This is a genomic window from Duganella aquatilis (assembly GCF_009674565.1).
In the GTDB taxonomy this organism is placed as follows: Bacteria; Pseudomonadota; Gammaproteobacteria; order Burkholderiales; family Burkholderiaceae_D; genus Rugamonas; species Rugamonas aquatilis.
In genome coordinates this window covers 133,463-150,636 of record NZ_WKJL01000007.1, presented here as the reverse complement: position 1 = coordinate 150,636, position 17,174 = coordinate 133,463, and the positions used below count along the sequence as shown (strand labels likewise).

At 62.8% G+C, this 17,174-nt stretch carries 17 protein-coding genes; 5 read left to right on the top strand and 12 right to left on the bottom strand.

Annotated elements, in window-relative coordinates; all coding sequences use genetic code 11:
- Nucleotides 1-145: 145 nt before the first annotated feature.
- From GJ698_RS12340 to GJ698_RS12325, 4 genes are all read right to left on the bottom strand, one after another.
- Nucleotides 146-358 carry an MbcA/ParS/Xre antitoxin family protein gene (locus GJ698_RS12340; RefSeq protein ID WP_154357923.1) on the bottom strand — a complete coding sequence of 71 codons (213 nt, stop codon included), beginning with the start codon at nucleotides 356-358 and terminating at the stop codon, nucleotides 146-148.
- Between the two features lie 122 nt (nucleotides 359-480).
- Nucleotides 481-1,788 (bottom strand): sugar MFS transporter, encoded by a 1,308-nt coding sequence (locus tag GJ698_RS12335; RefSeq protein ID WP_154357922.1) that lies wholly within the window; start codon nucleotides 1,786-1,788, stop codon nucleotides 481-483.
- 233 nt (nucleotides 1,789-2,021) lie between these two features.
- On the bottom strand, nucleotides 2,022-2,933 hold the full coding sequence (locus tag GJ698_RS12330) for a hypothetical protein (protein WP_154357921.1): 912 nt from the start codon (nucleotides 2,931-2,933) through the stop codon (nucleotides 2,022-2,024).
- A gap of 154 nt (nucleotides 2,934-3,087) precedes the next feature.
- Nucleotides 3,088-3,969, bottom strand: a complete 882-nt coding sequence (locus GJ698_RS12325; RefSeq protein WP_154357920.1) for an alpha/beta fold hydrolase — start codon at nucleotides 3,967-3,969, stop codon at nucleotides 3,088-3,090.
- Between the two features lie 111 nt (nucleotides 3,970-4,080).
- Here GJ698_RS12325 and GJ698_RS12320 point away from each other — a divergent pair, with 111 nt between their 5' ends.
- Nucleotides 4,081-4,635, top strand: a complete 555-nt coding sequence (locus tag GJ698_RS12320; RefSeq protein WP_154357919.1) for a CGNR zinc finger domain-containing protein — start codon at nucleotides 4,081-4,083, stop codon at nucleotides 4,633-4,635.
- Here GJ698_RS12320 and GJ698_RS12315 read toward each other — a convergent pair.
- Nucleotides 4,632-4,862 (bottom strand): tautomerase family protein, encoded by a 231-nt coding sequence (locus GJ698_RS12315; protein WP_154357918.1) that lies wholly within the window; start codon nucleotides 4,860-4,862, stop codon nucleotides 4,632-4,634. The two genes, GJ698_RS12320 and GJ698_RS12315, sit on opposite strands and share 4 nt — an antisense overlap.
- Nucleotides 4,850-6,241 (bottom strand): MFS transporter, encoded by a 1,392-nt coding sequence (locus GJ698_RS12310; RefSeq protein ID WP_154357917.1) that lies wholly within the window; start codon nucleotides 6,239-6,241, stop codon nucleotides 4,850-4,852. The genes GJ698_RS12315 and GJ698_RS12310 overlap by 13 nt, the downstream gene beginning before the upstream one ends.
- Nucleotides 6,242-6,338: 97 nt before the next feature.
- On the opposite strand from GJ698_RS12310, the gene GJ698_RS12305 reads away from it, so the two are divergent.
- Nucleotides 6,339-7,208, top strand: coding sequence for a LysR family transcriptional regulator (locus tag GJ698_RS12305; protein ID WP_154357916.1), 870 nt, complete (start codon nucleotides 6,339-6,341; stop codon nucleotides 7,206-7,208).
- On the opposite strand, the gene GJ698_RS12300 is transcribed toward GJ698_RS12305, so the two are convergent.
- Nucleotides 7,205-7,468: a hypothetical protein gene (locus GJ698_RS12300; RefSeq protein ID WP_154357915.1), complete on the bottom strand. Its 264-nt coding sequence runs from the start codon at nucleotides 7,466-7,468 to the stop codon at nucleotides 7,205-7,207. The genes GJ698_RS12305 and GJ698_RS12300 overlap by 4 nt on opposite strands.
- A gap of 181 nt (nucleotides 7,469-7,649) precedes the next feature.
- Here GJ698_RS12300 and GJ698_RS12295 point away from each other — a divergent pair, with 181 nt between their 5' ends.
- A complete protein-coding gene (locus GJ698_RS12295) occupies nucleotides 7,650-8,627 on the top strand; it encodes a ribonuclease T2 family protein (protein WP_154357914.1) in 978 nt (325 codons plus the stop codon).
- A gap of 15 nt (nucleotides 8,628-8,642) precedes the next feature.
- On the opposite strand, the gene GJ698_RS12290 is transcribed toward GJ698_RS12295, so the two are convergent.
- Nucleotides 8,643-9,398: an SDR family oxidoreductase gene (locus tag GJ698_RS12290; protein WP_154357913.1), complete on the bottom strand. Its 756-nt coding sequence runs from the start codon at nucleotides 9,396-9,398 to the stop codon at nucleotides 8,643-8,645.
- A gap of 109 nt (nucleotides 9,399-9,507) precedes the next feature.
- Here GJ698_RS12290 and GJ698_RS12285 point away from each other — a divergent pair, with 109 nt between their 5' ends.
- On the top strand, nucleotides 9,508-10,437 hold the full coding sequence (locus GJ698_RS12285) for a LysR family transcriptional regulator (protein WP_154357912.1): 930 nt from the start codon (nucleotides 9,508-9,510) through the stop codon (nucleotides 10,435-10,437).
- A 14-nt stretch (nucleotides 10,438-10,451) separates the two neighbouring features.
- Nucleotides 10,452-11,525 carry an SGNH/GDSL hydrolase family protein gene (locus GJ698_RS12280; RefSeq protein ID WP_154357911.1) on the top strand — a complete coding sequence of 358 codons (1,074 nt, stop codon included), beginning with the start codon at nucleotides 10,452-10,454 and terminating at the stop codon, nucleotides 11,523-11,525.
- 6 nt (nucleotides 11,526-11,531) lie between these two features.
- Here the strand turns inward: GJ698_RS12280 and GJ698_RS12275 are convergent, their stop codons facing one another.
- From GJ698_RS12275 to GJ698_RS12260, 4 genes are all read right to left on the bottom strand, one after another.
- Complete coding sequence (locus GJ698_RS12275; protein WP_154357910.1) at nucleotides 11,532-11,960, bottom strand: MarR family winged helix-turn-helix transcriptional regulator; 429 nt, start codon at nucleotides 11,958-11,960, stop codon at nucleotides 11,532-11,534.
- 7 nt (nucleotides 11,961-11,967) lie between these two features.
- Nucleotides 11,968-12,411: an Rrf2 family transcriptional regulator gene (locus tag GJ698_RS12270; protein WP_154357909.1), complete on the bottom strand. Its 444-nt coding sequence runs from the start codon at nucleotides 12,409-12,411 to the stop codon at nucleotides 11,968-11,970.
- A gap of 108 nt (nucleotides 12,412-12,519) precedes the next feature.
- The gene (locus GJ698_RS12265) at nucleotides 12,520-13,992 is read right to left on the bottom strand and encodes an efflux transporter outer membrane subunit (protein ID WP_154357908.1); all 1,473 of its coding nucleotides are present in this window, start codon (nucleotides 13,990-13,992) and stop codon (nucleotides 12,520-12,522) included.
- Nucleotide 13,993: 1 nt separating this feature from the next.
- Nucleotides 13,994-17,173 carry an efflux RND transporter permease subunit gene (locus GJ698_RS12260; protein ID WP_154357907.1) on the bottom strand — a complete coding sequence of 1,060 codons (3,180 nt, stop codon included), beginning with the start codon at nucleotides 17,171-17,173 and terminating at the stop codon, nucleotides 13,994-13,996.
- Nucleotide 17,174: the final 1 nt, after the last annotated feature.

The window sequence follows — 17,174 nt, the reverse complement described above, 5'->3', positions numbered from 1 at the left end:
CGCCTACCAGCGCTGTTGAGATAATGGTGTTGAATTATTAGAATGGGTGATTGACGCGATGTGAATAGGTTAGAGTACTCAAATATTGCATAATGTCGGCGAATAACCTATCAATTGCATGTCTATGCTTGACGATGCTATATTCTCATGCTAGTCCACCTGTAGCGATGGTGTTTAGCACCTGGCGGACCTGTGTCAGTCCGTTTGTGGTTTGCAGATATTCAATTGGCGCTACGCCGAGGAATGCATAATTCGGGCTGTTTAACCAGACTTTGGCAGCATCCTCATTTCCAAAAATCTTCAACGCCATCGCGCTGACTTCTGCGAATCCAGCTAACGCGGCTTTCTCGGATTTCATATGACCTCCTTGCGAATTTACAGAATATACCCAAGAGAGGTTGTTTGCTGATTGCGCAAGCGCAGAATGACTGGAAAAAAAAGCCCGCGCAAGGCGGGCATTGTGTTGGTGCGGCGGGCTGCTCAGCCTGCTTTTTCGTCCGGGAAGGCGTTGGTGGTTTTCGATCCCCAGACGGCGTAGAACAGTACGTACAGTTCGCACGCGGCGGTCAGCAGGAAGGAGTGTTGCAGGCCGACGGTGTCGGCCAGCCAGCCTTGCACCACCACCAGCGCGCCGCCGGCGATCGCCATGATCAGCAGGCCGGCGCCTTCTTCGGTCATTGGGCCCAGGCCTTTGATGCCCAGCGTGAAGATGGTTGGGAACATCACCGAATGGAATAGGCCGACCGAAATCAGCGCCCACATGGCGAAGCTGCCGGTGCCCAGCGCGGCGATCATCATGACGATGAAGGCGCCAATTGCGCAGAAGGCCAGCACGCGCTCGGCAGTGGTCTTGTTCATCGCCCAGGCGCCGATGAAGCGGCCGACCAGCATGCCGCCCCACAGCAGGAACAGGTAATGCGCGCCTTGCTCGTGGTTCAGGCCGCCGATTTCCGGCTGGCCGGTGAAGTTGATGAACAGGTTGGCCACGCCGATTTCAGCAATCAGGTAAATGAAGATGGCCGGAATGCCGAACACCAGGTTGCGGTGCTTCCACAGCGACAGTTTTTCGCGCTCCGAGTCCGACACACGGCTGGTGGCGCCGTGGTGCATCTTCGGCATCGGGAAGCGGGAGATGATCAGCGCCAGAATCACCAGCACGCCAGCCACGATCAGATAAGGTAGCTGCACGGCCTGCGCGTCGGCCAGTTTTTCAGCCTGGGTCAGCACGTGGCCGGCTTCGGCGGTGCCGGAAGCGGAACGGCCCAGGATCAGGTAGGCGCCGAACAGCGGCGCCAGCGTCGCACCCAGCGAGTTGAACGCCTGGACCAGATTCAGGCGCGAAGACGCGGTTTCCGGCGAACCCAGCACGGCAACGTAGGGATTGGCCGACACTTGCAGCAAGGTGATGCCGCAGGCGATCACGAACAGCGCGCACAGGGTGACGCCGTAGGATGGCAGGCGCGCGGCAGGGATCATCAGCAGGGCGCCGGCCGCCATCATGCCCAGGCCGATCACCATCGATTTCTGGTAGCCCACCCGCTCAATCAGCCGCGCCGACGGAATCGAGGCGAAGAAATAGGCGATGAACCAGACCGACTCGATCAGCGTGGTTTCGGTGTAGTTCAGGTCGAACACACTGCGCAGGTGCGGCAGCAGCGTGTTGTTGATCACGGTGATGAAACCCCAAGTGAAGAACAGGCTGGTCAACAGTGACAGAACGGCGCGGGAACTGGCCGAATTCGGCTGCGTCGCAACGGAACCGGTGGCGGTGGAAAGTGGAGCGGGCATGAGTGTCTCTAGAAGTTTTCTTAACCTTCTATGCTATAGCAGCGCACGTATGATCTCCAATGCCAAAAAAACCAAGATCAATAACTTTTGCATATAGCTGGCAACACGATAGTGATTTCTGTGACCTTCCGAAATCAAGTGGACAACCGCGCTATGGCAACGGTATGTAAGCTAGCTACGCGACGAACCCGCTGGACAGGTGCCCAACGGGGAAGATTTATGGCTCATCTGCATTAAGGGGAAGCACTGGCGCCTGGCGACGTATTGGTTGACGTTTTTGGCTTCTTCGGTTTGACGATTTTTTTAATGGCGATTTCAAAGATAGCCTTTCTATCCAAAGAATCCGCGTACACAGTTTCCCGTTGATCGCCGTACTTACATGTCACTGCATCAGTCATAAAATCATTAAAATCTATTTTCTTGCCATTAGTATAGTCATCCAGTACGTATATTTTTTTTGTGGTAATAATAAGAGGATAGGAGTAGTCCGTGATTGCCCTCATCATGGTAAATTGCTCTTTTAAACGAGCAAGATCATCTGGCTTGGTGTTTCCCTTTACGTCTTTTTTTGCCTGAAACCATAAGGTTTTAATGGCAGTTCGACCAGATGCATCGGTGGCATGCAATAGCACAGCTATATCTGCGCCACATGAGTCTTCTTTTGCGACTGAGGAAAATTCGACATTGCTAAATTTTATCTCCCAAGAACCGACTTTCTTGATTTTTGGTACGGCAAAGATAGTGCCACAGAGTTTTCCTTCACTCGACGTTGTCGCTTGGTCTTGCGCAATTTCGCAGGTTTCTTTTAGTTTTAGCCCAATTTCTGCGGCAACTTGAGGTGGCAGATCGTGCCATACATTGGGATCTATTTTTTGTTGGTTGATTCCAAAATGTTCCAATATTGCAGCGGTTAATTCACTTTTGCTGATTAGAGTGCCTTTTTTCTGTTTTAGTTCCAGATTTCCATTTTTATCTCTTGTTAGATAGGCGATCGCATCGGATGAAAATACGTTAAGTTTCTTTAAGCCATCCCAAAGCCATGATCCTTTTTTCTTGATTTCTTTCTTATGTGTTACGCCAGTTGATGTTTTTAAAAAAATCGTGCGAACATCAAAATTGTTGTCATCGTGTTCTGTTTGCATCATTGGCGTATCCTCAAGAGAAAGATTGCAGGAAGAGTAGCACAATGCTTTTCGGAAAAATGCGCTTATTGTCACAATCTCACTGTGTATTGGATTCGGGCAGGCGGCGTTGCCGCCAATACGCCAACCGGCCGGCAGCGCCAGCCGGTGCGGATAGTTAAGCGAGGGCGCGGGCCAGCAGCTTGTGCATCTCGGCGGCGATTTCGTCGACGTGGGTTTCGACGGCGAAGTGGCCGGTGTCGAGCATTTTCACGACGGCGTTCGGATTGTCGCGTTTGAAGGCTTCAGCGCCGGCCGGAATGAAGAAGACGTCGTTCTTGCCCCAGATGACCAGGGTTGGCAGCCTGGTGTCGCGGAAGAATTGCTGGAAGGCTGGATATTGCGTCAGGTTGTTGGCGTAGTCCAGGATCAGGTCCAGCTGGATATCTTTGTTGCCTGGACGCTCCAGCAGGGCGGCATCCAGCTGATATGACTCGGGCGCCACGCTGTCCGGATTTGCCACGCCGTTCAGGTATTGCCATTTGGTTGCCTCCAGGCTCAGGAAATCGCGCATGGCGTTGCGGTTTTCCTGCGTCGGCTCGGCCCAGTATTTGCGGGTTTGCGCCCAGGCGTCGCCCAGACCTTCCAGATAGGCATTGCCGTTTTGCGAGATCAGCGCCGTTACGCGTTCGGGATGGGCAGCCGCCAGGCGCAGGCCGGTCGGCGCGCCGTAGTCGAAGATGTACAGCGCATATTTGCTCAGCTTGAGCTTTTGCACGAAGGCTTCCAGCGTCGCGGTCAGGTTGTCGAAGGTGTAGACGTAGTTGCGTTCGGCCGGCACGGTGGTGAAGCCGAAGCCTGGCAGGTCCGGCGCGATCACGCGGTATTTGGTGGCCAGCAGCGGAATCAGGTTGCGGTACATATGCGAGGAAGAGGGGAAGCCGTGCAGCAGCAGGAGAACCGGCGCGTCGGCTGGGCCGGCTTCGCGGTAGAACACGTTGACGCCGTCGGCTTCAACGGTGTGGAAAGAAGCGCGGATGAGGTTGGTTGGCTGCGACATGGTTTTCTCCTTGGGAATTGTTGTAACCGTTAAAAACATGATTAAGTGGTTTCATCGTAGGCGTGCCAATGTAACTTGTCAAGCGTATTTTTAGTGGTTACAATGAAAATCATGAACACTCCAACCTTCTACGGCGATCATCCCGCCCTCGATCTGATGAACTCGGTGATGGTGCAGGATGGCGCCGTCACCGACACCTGGCAGTCCGATGCCGATGTGTTGCGCTGGTTGCAAGCCCAGCAACTGGCGTCGGCCAAGGCGCACGCGCCGTCCGGGCTGCTGGAAGCCGGCCGCGCGCTGCGCGAGGTGGTGCGCACGCTGGTGCTGGACAAGAAGGCGGGCAAGCCGCTACAGGTAAAAGCGCTGAACGCGGCAATGGCGCACGCGCAGCGCCATATGGTGCTGGCGGAGGAAGATGGTTTGCAGCTGCGTCCGCACTATGCGACCGCAACGCCGCAGGCGCTGCTGGCGCCGTTGGCCGAAGCCGCCGCCAGCCTGCTGGTGACGGTGGACTTCACGCTGGTGCGCAAGTGCGAAGACAGCGAATGCGTGCTGTGGTTCCATGACCAGACCAAGTCGCATCGCCGCCGCTGGTGCAGCATGGCGCAGTGCGGGAACCGCAACAAGGTTGCGTCGTTCCGGCAGCGCCAACAGAAAGAAGCTTAGGAAGAAGACTTGGCCGCAGCCGCCTCGGCCGCGCGCTTGCGCAGCGTGGTGACGGCGGTGCCGCCGACGCCCCAGTTGTCGGTTTCCACTTCGTCGATGATGACGAAGGTTGTGGCCGGATTCTTGTTCAGCACCTTTTGCAGCAGGTCGGTCACGCCCTGAATCAGTTCCTGCTTTTGCTCGGCGGTCGCGCCTTCATTGGTAATGCGGATATTTACGAATGGCATAGCTTTTCTCCTTGGTTAAAACTGGTGGACCGGGCCAGCAGCGCACCGCCCAGCAGCAGGGCGGTCGAGACGGCCATCGCGGCCTGGATACCCGCTAGGATAGCAGCCGTGGCCGGCGCTGCCACCAATGCGCCATACACCGCCACGCCCATGGCGCCGCCGACCTGGCGCGCCGTGTTCAATACCGCCGACGCGGTGCCGGCCTGGTGGCGCTCGACCGAGGCCAGAATCGCGGTGGTCATGGCCGGCACCGCCAGCCCCATGCCGGCCGGAATCATCGCCAGGCCCGGCAGCATGGCCCAGAAACTGGCCGTCTCCGAAATCCCGAACAGACCCAGCAGCGCATAGCCCGTGCCGCCGATCAGCCCACCAATAATCATCGGCAGCCGCGAGCCGACGCGTGCCTGCAGCCAGCCGCTGGTGATGTTTGCAAACAGGAAGGTGCCGGTCAGCGGCAGGAAGATCAGCCCCGCATGCAGCACCGAAAAGCCGCGCACCTGTTGCAGGTAGAAACTCAGCACGAAGATCACGCCGTAGTAGGCGAAGTTGACGAACACGCCGAACAGCGCGGCCGGCGTAAAGCCCGTCAGCTTGAACAATTGCAGCGGCAGCATGGGCGCGGCGCTGCGGCGTTCGACGCGCAGAAACAGCGCGGCGGCAATCACCGCCACGGCAAAGGCGCCCAGCACGGCGGCATGGGTCCACCCCAGCGCATGGACTTCGATCACCGCGCCAATGAAGGCCGTCAAAGCGATGACGGCAAGCAGCTGGCCGGGAATGTCGAAATGGCGCGCCGGGCCGTTGTGGCGCAACACCGGCACCACGCGCAAGGTCAGCCAGAAGCCGATCACGCAGATGGGAATGTTCACCCAGAAGATGCTGCGCCAGCCGAACGCCGCCATCAGCACCCCGCCCAGTACCGGCCCGGCCGCGATCGACACGCCGCCGGCCGCCGTCCACCAGGCGATGGCCTTGGCCAGCATCTTGCGGTCGTGAGCGTAGACGGCGTTGAGGATGGCCAGCGAGCTCGGCACCAGCAGCGCGGCGCCGATGCCTTGCACGGCGCGGGCGATGTTGAGCGTTAATGCCTCCGGCGCCATGGCGCAGGCCAGCGAGGCAACGGTGAACAGCGCAAAGCCGGCCAGGAACACGCTGCGCGAACCGAAACGGTCGCCCATGGCGCCGGCCGACAGCAGGAACACGGCAAAGCCCAAGGTGTATGCGTCCACCACCCATTGCAGCTGACTGACGCCGGCTGCCAATTCGCGGCCGATTTCCGGCAGGGCGACATTGACGATGGTGACGTCCAGCTGGACGATGATGAAGGCGAAACTGCAAGCCAGCAGGATCGCCAGTGACGGCGCGGATTCGGTTTTCATGGCAGTGCTCCAGAGGTCGATGCTGCCAATATAGTCCTGATTGTGCATCATTAAAAATGAATTATACTGAATACATAATTCTTTGATCGAGAACGACATGGAACTTTCGTCCCTGCGCATCTTTAAAACCGTGGCCGAGGAGGGCGGCGTCACGCAGGCCGCCGCGCGGCTCAACCGCGTGCAATCCAACGTTTCCGCGCGCCTGACCCAGCTGGAGGAATCGCTGGGCGTCAGCCTGTTCCACCGCTCCGGCCGGCGCATGCTGATTACCGAGGAGGGCGCCCGGCTGCTGGCCTACACCGAACGCCTGCTGCAACTGGCGGATGAAGCGCAGGAAGCCATGCGCGGCGACCGCCAGCCGTCCGGCCAGTTGCGCATCGGTTCGATGGAAACCACGGCGGCCGCGCGCCTGCCGCTGGTGCTGGGGCAGTTTCACCGGCAGTATCCGCAGGTGGACCTGGTGCTCGACACCGGCCCCACCGATTACCTGATGCAGGCGGTGCTGAACCATCGCGTGGATGTGGCGCTGGTGGCCGCGCCCATCGAGCGGCCGGAACTGATGCAGCTGCCGGTGTTTGACGAGGAACTGGTGTTGCTGACCGACAGCCTGCACGGCCCGGTCAAGTCGCCGGCCGACGTGGCGCGGCGCACGCTGCTGGGCTTCAGAAGCGGCTGTTCCTACCGGCGCCGGCTGGAGCGCTGGTTTGCCGAAGGCGGCGTGTCGCCGGCGCGGATTGCGGAATTCGGGACGTTCGAGGCGATTATCGGCTGCGTGGCGGCCGGCATGGGCGTGGCGATGATGCCAAGGGAAGTATTGAAGCAGCGCGAACTGGCCAAATCCGTGCGCGTGCACGCACTGCCGGACGAGGTCGCACGCGTCCAGACCATGCTGATCTGGCGGCGCGACATCGTCCAGCACGCCGCGCGCGATGCGTTCGCGGCGGCGTTTGGCCCGGAAACCGCTTAGCGGTTAGCTGGCGGTGCTGGCGGCGGTTCGGTGGTGGCCGGCGGCGTGGTGGCTGCCGGTGGCGCGTTCGGATCTGGCTGGGCGGCCGGCGTGGTTTCAGTTGCCGGTGGGGTAGCTGGCGCCGGCGTGGCTGCCGGCGCCGGCGTTGCTTCAGGCACTGGTGGCGGCACGTCCGCGTCTTTTTTCTTGCAGCCGCCGATGAAGGCGGCGGTAACGATCAATGCACAAGCAAGCTTGCCGGTCAGATGAAGCTGTTTCATGGTAGTTCCTCCTGTTGGATGGCTTGATTTGCCATCTTAGCCACTCCTGAGACCGCGCCCTATAAGCGTGCTTGCATCAGCTTTGTAGGACAACTGCCCGTCTATGGCAAATGGCGGATTTTCAGCCGTTGCGCCAGCCGCTCCGGTAAAATCCCGGCACAGACCAAACCGGGGAGATTCCATGCGTCGTTACATCGCAGTCGCACTGCTGGCCTTTTTCGCGCTGGAAGCCAGCGCCAGTGAGTCGGCCAGCGGCAGTTTTACCGCCACCAAAAGCTGCGAGGCTTTTTCCTCCTTCGCCAAGCGCGCCAATCCCGGCGACGTCAAGGTCAGCGCCGGCGTTTCCTACACCGTCCGCGAAATCAACAAGGTCGATTACGACTGGGTGCGTGTCGACGTGCCCGGCGCGCAGCCGTCGCTGCGCTGGGTGCAGCGCGAATGCGGCAAGCCGGAGCTGCAGGACCAGCAGGCCAGCCGCCTGCCGGAAGGCGCCAGCGGCGCGGTGTGCTCGGCGCCGAACCAGCAGGACAGCTATGTGCTGGCCATCACCTGGCAGCCAGGCTTCTGCGAACACACCAAGTACAACGGCAAGAAGCCGGAATGCGACGCCATGAACAGCGGCGCGCTGGAAGCCAAGACCCTGAGCCTGCACGGCCTGTGGCCGAACAAGAAGGAATGCGGCACGCAGTACGGCAGCTGCAGCGGCCAGCCGTTCGCGCTGAGCAAGGACACCATCGAGAAAATCTCGCCGTGGATGCCCAACTTCTTCTACGAGCGCACCTTCGGCGCCTACGAGTGGAACAAGCATGGCAAATGCCAGTCGCTGCCTCCGGATGAATACTTCATCAAGGCTGTGTCGGCGGTGCGGGTGGTGAATGAATCGGAAGTGGGCAAGATCGTGCTGGGGAATACCGGCAAGAGCATCCGCGTGAGCGACTTCTTCGACAAGATCAAGGCGCGCTACGGCGACAAGGTGGCCAACACCATCACGCTGGTGTGCACCCAGCATAAATACCTGCAGGAGATCCGGGTGTCGCTGGCGCTGGACTTCGCCACCGACCGCGAACTGCCACAGCTGGTGGCGAACGCCAAGCCGGCGGGCAGCCGCGCTGTCGGCTGCGCCGACGAAATCTACGTCGAAGCAGCCGGCAAGGACTAGACTCAAGTTACGACATTACGCTGCGAAGCCGCCGTCGATCAGCAGGTCGGCGCCGGTGACGAAACCAGCTTCCGGACCGGCCAGGTAAGACACCATGGCCGCCACTTCTTCCGCTTTGCCGTGGCGTTTCAGGGCCATCAGGCCATGAAGGCCGGTGGCGAAATCGCTTTCGGCCGGATTCATGTCGGTGTCGATCGGGCCCGGCGCGACGTTGTTGACGGTGATGTTGCGGCTGCCGAAGTCGCGCGCCATGCCTTTGACCAGGCCGACCAGCGCCGATTTGCTCATCGCGTAAGCCGCGCCGCCTTCGAACGGCATGCGCTGTGCGTTGGTGCTGCCGATGTTGATGATGCGGCCACCGTCGGTCATGTGCTTGGCGGCGGCTTGCGAGGCCACGAACACGGCGCGCACGTTGACGGCGATGGTGCGGTCGAAGTCTTCCAGCGAGAACTGGTCGGTTGGGCCCAGCAGCAGCACGCCGGCGCTGTTGACCAGGATGTCCAGGCGGCCGAAGCGTTCCGCCACGCTGTCGATGGCTTTGGTCAGTGCGACGGCATCGGAGGCATCGGCCTTGATGGCAATCGCTTCGCCGCCGGCGGCCTTGATTTCTTCCACCAGTGCTTCGGCGGCGATGGCCGAAGCAGCGTAACCGACGGCGACTTTAGCGCCTTCGCTGGCCAGGCGGCGTGCCGTAGCAGCGCCGATGCCGCGCGAACCGCCGTTGATGAAAGCGACTTTACCGTTGAGTTTGGTGTTGGTATTCGTGTTCATGATTTGTTTCCTTTCGGTTGGTTGATGAACACAGTATGGTCTTGGTCACCTGATCGCGGTAGTCATGAAATTATCTTTACAGTTTCAACCATTGGTATAAGATGGGCGCATGTTTACGGAACTCAGCAGCTATCTCGACGCCTTTATCGCCTCCGCCGACGAGGGCAGTTTCTCCGCCGCCGCGCGCCGCCTGGGGCTGACGCCGGCCGCCGTCAGCAAGAGCGTCAACCGGCTGGAACTGCGGCTGGGCGTGCGCCTGTTCCAGCGCAGCACCCGCAGCCTGGCGCTGACCACCGACGGCGAGCGCCTGTACGCGCAGGTGCGGCTGCCGTGGAGCGAGATCGGCGACGCGCTCACCGATTTGAGCCAGGGCGCGGGCAAGCCGGCCGGCACGCTGAAGGTGTCGCTGGCGCATACGGTCGGCCGCAATTACTTCGTGCCGCTGCTGGGCGAGTTTTCGCGCCGTTATCCGGACGTGGTGCCCGACCTGCATTTCGATAACCGCCAGGTGGACCTGATCGCCGAGGGCTTCGACGTCGCCATCGGCGGCGGTCTTGAACTGACCGATGCGCTGATCGCGCGCGAACTGGCGCAGGTGCATATCGTGCTGGCGGCGTCGCCGGCCTATCTGAAAGCGCATCCGGCGCCGACGCAGCCGCAGGAGCTGGCGCGTCATCGCGGCCTGCTGCGCCGCTCGCTGGCCACGGGCCGCCTGGTGGCGTGGACCTTGAAGACCGCCGCAGGGCAGGAGGTGGTGGCCAACGTGCGGCCGGTGGCGGTGATGGACGATCCGGAAGCCTTGGCCCGCGCCACCGCCGATGGCATGGGCATTGCCATGCTGCCGATGCCGCACGCCTGTCCGCTGCTGGCCAGCGGAGAACTGGTGCGGGTGCTGCCGGAGTGGTACGCGGAGACGCGGCCGCTGTCGATATACTATTCAAGCCGCAAGCTGGTGCCGGCCAAGGTGCGGGTGTTTGTCGATTTCATGATCGAGGAATTCCGCGCCGCCGGCCATGCGCAGCGGTTCCGCCAACAATAAATGGAGACGTAGCGATGAAGTTGAAGTCAGTATTCCTGGTGCTGCTGCTGGCGGCCGGGCAGGCGTTTGCCGGCGTGGCCGTCCAGCCGGACAACGCGCAGCTGCAATACACCGGCCGTATCGACTTCGCCGACCGCCTGCGGCCCATGCTGTCCTGGCCCGGCACCAGCATCGAAGGGAACTTCACCGGCGCCAGCCTGGCCGTCAAGCTGGACGACCAGCAGGGCAAGAACTTCTTCAACGTGTTCATCGACGGCGACCTGGCGAAACCGGTGGTGATCGAGGCGGCGCAGGGCCGCAAGACCTACCCGGTGGCCAGCGGCCTGGCGTCCGGCGCGCACCGCTTCCTCATCACCAAGCGCACCGAGGGCGAGGAGGGCGGCACCTTCTTCCAGGGCCTGGAACTGGCGGATGGCGGCGCATTGCTGCCGCCGCCGCCGCGCAAGCCGCGGCATATTGAATTCTTCGGCGACTCCATCACCAGCGGCATGGGCAACGAGTCGCCGGACGACGGCCCGGATCATCTGCTGAAGGACAAGAACAACTTCATGTCCTATGCGTCGATCACGGCGCGCGCATTGAATGCGGAAGCGCACATCACGTCGCAGAGCGGCATCGGCGTGATGATCAGCTGGTTCCCGTTCACCATGCCGGACTTTTACGACCAGCTCAGCGCCGTCGGCAACAACGACACGAAGTGGGACTTCAGTTCGTGGACGCCGGAGGTGGTGGTCATCAACCTGTTCCAGAACGACCGCTGGCTGATCGACCGCGAAAAGCGCCTGAAGCCGATGCCGGACGACGCCCAGCGCATCCAGGCCTACCGCACCTTCGTGCAGAAGATCCGCGCGCTGTATCCGAAGGCGTACATCGTCTGCGCCTTGGGCAGCATGGACGCGGTGCAGGAAGGTTCGAAATGGCCGGGCTATGTGCGTACGGCGGTGGACCAGATGCGGCAGCTGGGCGACCAGCGCATCGACACCATCGTCTTCCCGTGGACCGGCTTTGGCGGCCATCCGCGCGTCAGGCAGCATCAGGCCAATGCGGCGCTGCTGACGGCGTTCATCCGCCAGAAGGTGGGCTGGTAAGGCGTGTCAGCGGTTCTGGCTGACGCCTGCCAGTTGCCGGCGCAGCGTGGCGGCTTGCGGTGCGCCGATGCCGGCTTCGAATTCGGCCTGCGCGGCGCTCCAGTAGACATGCGCTTCCTGATATTTGGCCTGGCCGGCGGCGGTCAGCGACAGCACCAGCTTGCGCGGCGACGCGGGATCGGATTGCTGTTGCAGATAGCCGTCGCGCGTCAGCGGCTGGATCGCGCGTACCAGGCTGGTACGGTCCATCACCATCTGCTGGGCCAGGGTCACCATGTCGACGCCGGGCTGGTGGTGGACGGCGGTGAGAATGCTGAACTGCGAGTTGGTCAGGCCGCTCGGCGTCAGGTGGCGGTCGTACATGGACGACACCGCGCGCGCCGCCTGGCGCAGCGCCAGGCTATTACAGAATGGTACGGTGAGATGGTCGCTCATGGTGTCCTCAGGCGGCGATGGCGTTGCCGTCGTGGCGGCGGATGTCGGCGATCAGGTCGGCCAGCGTGCGGCCGGCCAGGCGCGCTTCAAAGCCGGATTGGGCGTCGTCCAGCACCGCGTGCATCGTGTCCTTGATCTGGCGGCTGATGACGCAGGCCGGCTGCACAGGATAGCCGTGAATAGCGAAGGCGGCCGGCGCTTCGCTGGCGCGGTAGATGTCGAGCAGGGTGATCTCGGCCGGCGGGCGCGCCAGCGTGCAGGCGCCGTGCTTGCCGCGGGTGGCGATGACAATGCCGGCCTTGGCCAGCTTGGCGATCGAGCGGCGCACGAAGGTCGCTTCCGCATGCACGCTGCCGGCCAGGATGGCCGAGGTGACGTATTCGCCGTAGCGGTCGCCGAGGACGGCGGCCACGTGGGCGGCGACGGTGAATTGTACGTTTTTCAATGACATGGCAAAGCTTCCAACATGATGCGTGCGCAGCCTCCAGTGTACCGCAGGCACACGGCAGGCGTGCGCTGATCCGCCGCAACGCTGCAACGCTGCGGCGGTCCGGTGGCGTCAGCGGCTGGCCAGCGTGGTGGGCTGGCTGGTGGCCGGCGCGTCCCAGCCGCCGCCCAGCGCGCGCACCAGCGCGACGGTGGTGATGGCGCGGTTGCCGCGCAACTGTACGGCGCTGCGTTCCACCGCCGCCAGGTTGCGCTGCGCGTCCAGCAGTTCCAGGTAACTGGTGCGGCCGGCGTCGTACAGTTTGCGCGCCAGGTCGGCCGAGCGGCGCGCCGACACCACGGCGTCGTCGATCTGCGCGGTCTGGCCGGCCAGGATGCGCAGGCCGGCGAGGTTATCTTCCACCTCCGAGAACGCCACCAGCACGCTCTGGCGATAAGTCGCCACCGATTCTTCCAGCGCCGCTTCGCTGCGGGTGACGTTGGCGCGATTGCGGCCACCGTCGATCAATGGCGCCGACAGCAGGGCGCCGAGCAGCCATGAACGGCCGGTCATCTTGAACACGTCGGGGAAGGCGCCGGCCACGCCGCCGCCGGCCGCGCTCAGGTTCAGCGCCGGGAACATCGCCGCGCGCGCCACGCCGATGCGGGCGTTGGACGCTTCCATGGTGCGCTGGGCGGCGGCGATGTCGGGACGGCGCTCCAGCAGCGTGGAGGGCAGGCCGGCCGGAATCGTCGGCATCAGCGCGCTGTCGAGCAGGGGACTGGCGCCGGCCGTGAAACTGGCTGCCGGCTTGCCCAGCAGGACCGCCAGCGCATGCTCGGTGGTGGCGCGCTGGCGCTGCAGGCCGATGGCCTCGGCGCGCGTGGTCGACAACTCGGTGCGTGCGCGCGACAGGTCGAATTCGCCGATGTCGCCCAGGTCGAAGCGGCGCTGGTTGATCTGGACGTTTTCCTCGCGCGTTTGCACGGTGCGCGCCAGCGTTTCCAGTTCGGCGTCGGTGGCGCGCAGGCGGAAATAGGTCTGCGCCACGTCGGCCTGCAGGGCCAGCAGCACCGAGCGGTAGTTGGCTTCCACCGTGGCAGCGTCGCCGCGCGCGGCGGCCAGGTTGGACGACACGCGGCCGAACAGATCGACTTCGTAGCTGGCCGTCAGGTGCGCCGCGTAGGTGGTCTGCGGCGCCACCGGCGTGCCGGCCGGCAGGCCCAGTTCCGTCGGCGACGAGCGGCCGCGCTGCGTGCCGACCGCTACGCCGACTTGCGGCATGCGATCGGCTTCGGCGATGCCGGCAATGGCGCGCGCCTGCTTGACGCGGGCCGCCGCCACCGCCAGGTTGGCGTTGTTGCGGGTGGCTTCATCGATCAGCGCATTGAGCGCGCTGTCGTTGAAGGCCAGCCACCAGGCGCCGCGCGGCTGCGCTTCGGCGGCCTGCGCCTGCTTCCACTGGCTGCCGTCGGCGGCGGTCTGCACCGCCGCTTCCTTGTAGGCCGACGGAATGTCGATGACCGGCTGTTTGAATTCCGGCGCGGCGCAGGCGCTCAGCAGCAGTGCCGCCAGCAATGCGCTGACTGTGATGGTGTTCTTCATATCAGTGTCCTTCCAGTTGTGGGACGGCGTCAGGGGCCGTCGCTTTGTGCTTGTCCAGGTACTGCGCCAGTTTGCGCACCAGCACGTAGAACACTGGCGTCAGGAACAGGCCGAAGAAGGTCACGCCCAGCATGCCGCCGAACACCGCCACGCCCATCGCATGGCGCATTTCCGAACCGGCGCCGTGCGAGAACACCAGCGGCAGCACGCCCATGATGAAAGCGATCGACGTCATCAGGATAGGACGCAGGCGCAGGTGGCAGGCTTCCAGCGCGGCTTCCACCACGCTGCGGCCGTGGTGTTCCAGTTCGCGGGCAAACTCCACGATCAGGATGGCGTTCTTCGAGGCCAGGCCCACCAGCACGAACAGCGCGATCTGGGTGAAGATGTTGTTGTCGCCGGCGGTCAGCTTGACGCCCAGCAGCGCGCTCATGATGGACATCGGTACGATCAGGATCACGGCCAGCGGCAGCGTCCAGCTTTCGTACTGCGCTGCCAGCACCAGGAACACCAGCAGCACGCACAGCGGGAACACATAGATCATGGTGTTGCCGGCGATGGTGTCCTGGTAGGTCAGCTCGGTCCATTCATAGCTCACGCCTTTCGGCAGCACTTCCCTGGCCAGTTTTTCCAGCGCGGCCTGGGCCTGGCCGGACGAGTAGCCCGGCGCCGGACCGGCATTCAGATCGGCCGCCACGTAGGCGTTGTAGCGCTGTACGCGGTCCGGGCCATAGCTGTCGGTGATGCGCATCAGCGACGACAGCGGAATCATCTCGCCCTTGTCGCTGCGGACCTTCATCTGGCCGACGTCTTCCACGCGCGAGCGGAACTGGGCGTCCGCCTGCACCCGCACCTGGTAGGTGCGGCCGAACTGGTTGAAGTCATTCACGTACAGCGAACCGAGATTGATCTGCAAGGTCTGGTAGATGGTTTCCAGCGGCACGCCCAGCTGCTTGGCGCGGTCACGGTCGATGTCGGCGTACAGCTGCGGCACGTTGATCTGGTAGCCGGAGAAGACGCCGGCCAGTTCCGGTGCAGCGCGGGCTTTTTCCACCAGCGCCTGGGTGGCCTTGTACAGCTCATCGTAACCCAGGTTGCCGCGGTCCTCGACCATCATCTTGAAGCCGCCGATGGTGCCCAGGCCGTTGACCGGCGGTGGCGGGAACACCATCACGAAAGCATCCTGGATGGCGCCGGCGCGCTTGTTGATTTCTGCGGCGATGCCGGGCGCACTGACTTCCTTGGTGTTGCGCGTTTCGGGCGCCAGTTCGCCGACAAACACGATGCCGGAGTTCGGCGCGTTGGTCAGGTCGTTGACCGACAGGCCAGGGAAGGCCACGGTGTTGCGCGCGCCCGGCACGCCGAGGGCGATGTCGGCGGTGCGGCGGATCACCGATTCGGTGCGGTTCAGCGAAGCGGCATCCGGCAACTGGGCGAAGCCGACCAGGTAGCCCTTGTCCTGCGACGGGATGAAGCCGCCGGGCACGAGACGGAACAGCAGCGCGGCCAGCGCCACCAGCACCAGATAGAAACCGACCGACAGCGATTTGCGGCTCAACACGGCCTTGACGCCGCCTTCGTAGTTCTTCGAGCTGCGGCCGAAGAAGTTGTTAAACCATTGGAAGAAGCGGCCGAACAGCTTGTCCATCACGCGGGTCAGCGCATCCTTTGGCGCGTCGTGTGGACGCAGCAGGGCGGCGGCCAGTGCCGGCGCCAGCGTCAGCGAGCTGAATGCCGAGATCACGGTGGAGATGGCGATGGTCAGCGCGAACTGGCGATAGAACTGGCCGGTCAGGCCGGAGACGAAGGCGATCGGCACGAACACGGCGCACAGCACCAGCGCGATGGCGATGATCGGACCGCTGACTTCCTTCATTGCCTGTACCGTGGCGGCGCGCGGCGACAGGCCGGCGGCGATATTGCGCTCGACGTTTTCCACCACCACGATGGCGTCATCGACCACGATGCCGATCGCCAGCACCAGGCCGAACAAAGTCAGCGTGTTGATCGAGAAGCCGAAGCCCAGCATCACCGCGAACGTGCCCACCACCGACACCGGCACCGCCAGCAGCGGGATGATGGAAGCGCGCCAGGTTTGCAGAAACACGATCACCACCAGCACCACCAGCGCAATGGCTTCCAGCAGCGTGTGAATCACGGCCTTGATCGAATCGCGCACGAACATGGTCGGGTCATAGGCGACGCTGTATTCCACGCCTTTCGGGAAGTCCTTGCTCAGTTCCGCCATGCGGGCGCGGACGTCGGCCGACAGTTGCAGGTCGTTGGAGCCGGGCGAGGCGAAGATGGCCAGCGCGGCGGCCGGCTTGTTGTCCAGCAGCGCGCGCAGCGCATACGAGCCGGACCCCATCTCGATGCGGGCGACGTCGCGCAGGCGGGTCAGGGCGCCGTCGGCATTGGTGCGGACGATGATGTTGCCGAAGTCTTCCTCGGTTTTCAGGCGGCCCTTGGTGTTGAGCGTCAGCTGGAAGTCGGCGTTCTTGGTCGGCGAACCACCGACTACGCCGGCGGCCACCTGCACGTTCTGCTCGCGGATGGCGCTGGCGACGTCACCGGCCGTCATGTTGCGGGCGGCCAGTTTCTGCGGATCGATCCAGATGCGCATGGCGTAATCGCCCGAGCCGAGAATCTGCACATCGCCCATGCCGGGAATGCGCGCCAGCTGGTCCTTGACGTTGAGTACCGCGTAGTTGCGCAGGTACAGTTCATCGTACGAGGAATCCGGTGATACCAGGTGCACCACCATGGTCAGGTTGGGCGAGGTCTTGACGGTGGTGACGCCGATCTGGCGGACTTCCTCCGGCAGGCGTGGCAGCGCGCGCTGCACGCGGTTCTGCACTTCGGTCTCGGCCTGCTGCACATTGGTGCCGATGGCGAAGGTGACGGTCAGCTTGAGCGCGCCATCCGAGGTGCTTTGCGAGGACATGTAGATCATATGCTCGACGCCGTTGATCTGTTCCTCCAGCGGCGCGGCCACGGTTTCAGCGATGACCTTGGGATTGGCGCCAGGGTACTGGGCGCTGACCACCACCGACGGCGGCACCACGTTGGGATACTCGGAAATCGGCAGGCGGAAGATGGCGATCAAGCCGCCGACGAAGATGATGATGGACAGTACCGCCGCAAAAATCGGCTTGTCCACGAAGAAGCGCGAGAAGTTCATG